This is a genomic window from Nocardia sp. NPDC058497 (assembly GCF_042720195.1).
GTDB lineage: Bacteria > Actinomycetota > Actinomycetes > Mycobacteriales > Mycobacteriaceae > Nocardia.
This window is the reverse complement of record NZ_JBHXMY010000158.1, coordinates 1-2,823: the sequence shown is the minus strand read 5'-3', so window position 1 is coordinate 2,823 and position 2,823 is coordinate 1. Positions and strand designations below refer to the sequence as shown.

Genomic DNA, 2,823 nt, shown 5'->3' with positions numbered 1-2,823 from the left:
TTTTTTTTTTATTAAAAAAAAACAATACCCGCGGGCCTTTCTTTTGACCAAAACAAAATTTTCAAAACACACCAAAGGGCCGGGGGCCCGCAAAACCGAAAAGGTTCGCCGGGCACCGGCCCTGATCGCGGTCTTATCTCAGAGCTGGCCGACGACCCAGTCGATCGAACGGGTCAGCTGCGACACGTCTTCCGGGTCGATCGCCGGGAACATGCCGACGCGCAGCTGGTTACGGCCCAGCTTCCGGTACGGCTCGGTGTCGACGATGCCGTTGGCGCGCAGGATCTTGGCGACCTGGGCGGCGTCGACGGCGTCGTCGAAGTCGATGGTGCCCACGACCTGCGAACGGTGCGCCGGATCGGTGACGTACGGGGTGGCGAAGGAGCTCGACTCGGCCCACGAGTACAGGCGCGAGGACGAGTCGAGGGTGCGCTTGACGGTCCAGTCGAGGCCGCCGTTGGCGTTCATCCACTCGATCTGGTCGGCGAACAGCAGCAGGGTGGCCAGCGCCGGGGTGTTGTAGGTCTGGTCCTTGGTGGAGTTGTCGATGGCGATCGGCAGCGACAGGAACTCCGGGGTCCAGCGACCCGAGGCCTTGATCTCCGCGACGCGGGCCAGCGCGGCCGGGCTCATGATCGCGATCCACAGGCCACCATCGGCGGCGAAGCACTTCTGCGGGGCGAAGTAGTAGACGTCGGCGTCGGCGATGTTCACCGGCAGGCCGCCCGCGCCGGAGGTGGCGTCGATGGCGATCAGGGCGTTCTCCGAGCCGACCGGACGCGAGACCGGGATGGACACACCGGTCGAGGTCTCGTTGTGGGCCCAGCCGATGAGGTCGACCGAGGGGTCCGAGACGGGCTCGGGCGCGCTGCCCGGCTCCGAGGAGACGACGATCGGGTCACCGATGAAGGGGTTGCCCTTGGCGACCGAGGCGAACTTCGAGGAGAACTCACCGTTGGTCAGGTGCAGCGAACGCTCGCGGATCAGGCCGAACGCGGCGGCATCCCAGAACGCGGTGGTGCCACCGTTGCCGAGCACGACCTCGTAGCCCTCGGGCAGCGAGAACAGCTCACGCAGGCCGTTGCGCACCCGCGCCACGACGTCCTTGACCGGCTTCTGGCGATGCGAGGTACCGAACACCGAGGCGCCGACAGTCACCAGGGACTGCAGCTGCTCCGGGCGGACCTTGGACGGGCCGCAGCCGAACCGTCCGTCGGCGGGCTTGAGGTCGGCGGGAATGGTCGGGAACGCACTGGTCATGGGGGTGAGTTTAGTGGTGGGGGCGCGGGAGTTGTCGGGGTGGGGTGGGTGCTGTGAGGCGGGACACGCGGGGTTGGGCTGGTTCCACCGCGCCGAACGCACACTATCGACGCAATCGGTGCGAATCTCGACCGAAACCGCGATCAGTGAACGCGCAGCGCAGTTGCCCCCACCCGGTGTGGCTGGGAGTGCGGGGAATTTGCCCTTGTGGGTAGGGCATTCGCATTACTCTTCTGCTATGAGCCTCGTTGCGGTCGACCCCGGTCGGAACCTGCTCGACCGGTTCGCCTGGGTGTTCGGGAGGCGGCCGGGGTTGCTGGCCGAGAGTTCCCGGCGGGAATTGCTGATCAGAGGGTTACCTGCCACCGCGACGGTGATGTCGGTGCGATCGCGGCGTGGGGAGGGCGGCTACCGGTTCTCCGTGCGGGTCCACGTGCCCGGCGAGCTTGCCTACGACGCGCGGGTACGACAGCGGGTCCGTAGCCAGGACCTGGAATGGATGCAGCCCGGCGATACCGTCGGGTGCCGGGTTGACCCGGGCGACCGGGAACGCGTGGTGCTGTTCGTGCCCGAGATCCCGCAATCCGGCCGGAGCGCAGCCGCCAAAATCCTGGCCAACGGGCGCAGGGCAGAGGCGACAGTGCTCGCGGTGGCCCCGATCGCCGCGGACTACACCGGCCGCGACGACCCGGTCCTGCGCCTCGACCTCGAACTGCGCGCCTGGGACGAACCGACACCATGGCGAGTACGCCTGATCCAGCCGGTCCCGCTCGCCGCAGTCGGCCAGATCGAACTCGGCGCTCGCCTCGACGCCGCGTTCTTGACCGTCGACCGGGGCAGCACCGTCGCCATCGACTTCTCCACCCTGACCTGAGTCACCTGACCGCACGCGCGACCGCTCACCCGGGTGAGTGCCGGAACTCGACAGCCTGTGGTGCTGGGGGGCGAGCTACGACATCGCTACGCGGGCTGAGGATTGCGACTACAGGTGGACGAAGGTGTAGCCCGCGGCGCGGAGGGCGGGGATCGCCGCGGCCATGCCCGTCGCGGTGCCGGATTTCGGGCGGTGCATGTGGGCGAGCGCGATGCTTCCCGGGGTGGCCGCGTTCATCGCGCGCTGGACCTGGGCCGCTGACGCCGTCGCGCCGAAGTCGGCGTTGATGGTGAAGCCGAGAGGTGTTTCGCCCAGTTCGTTGACGATGGCGACTGCGATGTTGTCGTAGTGGGCGGTGCCTGCGCGGAAGAAGCGCGGTGGTTTGCCGGCGAGCTCGGTGATGCGTTCGTGGTTGGTCCACACCTCGTGCACCGCCTCCTCGGCCGAGACGGTGCCCGCGATGTTGTAGGCGGCGCGGCCGGTGACCGAGAGCGGTTTGTGGGCGACGCCGTGGGAGGCGATCTCGAACAGCGGGTTCGCGGCGAGGCGCTGGACCCGGGTGGGGTCGGCGTCGATCCAGCGCTTGTTGAGGAACAGGGTCGCCGGGACCTGTTCGGTGATCAGCAGGTCGATCAGTGACTGGTCGAGTTGGCTGTTGCCGGGTCCGCCGAACGCGTCGAAGGTGAGTG

Annotated in this window: 3 protein-coding genes; 1 reads left to right on the top strand and 2 read right to left on the bottom strand. The window is 67.7% G+C overall.

Translation table 11 applies throughout. The features are described 5' to 3' along the window. Positions 1-138 precede the first annotated feature (138 nt). Positions 139-1,260 carry a phosphoserine transaminase gene (gene serC, locus ACFWPJ_RS13430; RefSeq protein WP_378850653.1) on the bottom strand — a complete coding sequence of 374 codons (1,122 nt, stop codon included), beginning with the start codon at positions 1,258-1,260 and terminating at the stop codon, positions 139-141. Positions 1,261-1,498: 238 nt separating this feature from the next. Here serC and ACFWPJ_RS13425 point away from each other — a divergent pair, with 238 nt between their 5' ends. Then, a complete protein-coding gene (locus tag ACFWPJ_RS13425) occupies positions 1,499-2,134 on the top strand; it encodes a hypothetical protein (protein WP_378850651.1) in 636 nt (211 codons plus the stop codon). A 108-nt stretch (positions 2,135-2,242) separates the two neighbouring features. Here the strand turns inward: ACFWPJ_RS13425 and ACFWPJ_RS13420 are convergent. Beyond that, positions 2,243-2,823: polysaccharide deacetylase family protein (locus ACFWPJ_RS13420; protein WP_378850648.1), on the bottom strand; the 581-nt coding region annotated here is incomplete at its 5' end.

Bases quoted from the DNA above. Each gene is read 5' to 3' on its own strand.
- serC (WP_378850653.1), bottom strand. From the start codon at position 1,260: ATGACCAGTGCGTTCCCGACCATTCCCGCCGACCTCAAGCCCGCCGAC.
- ACFWPJ_RS13425 (WP_378850651.1), top strand. From the start codon at position 1,499: ATGAGCCTCGTTGCGGTCGACCCCGGTCGGAACCTGCTCGACCGGTTC.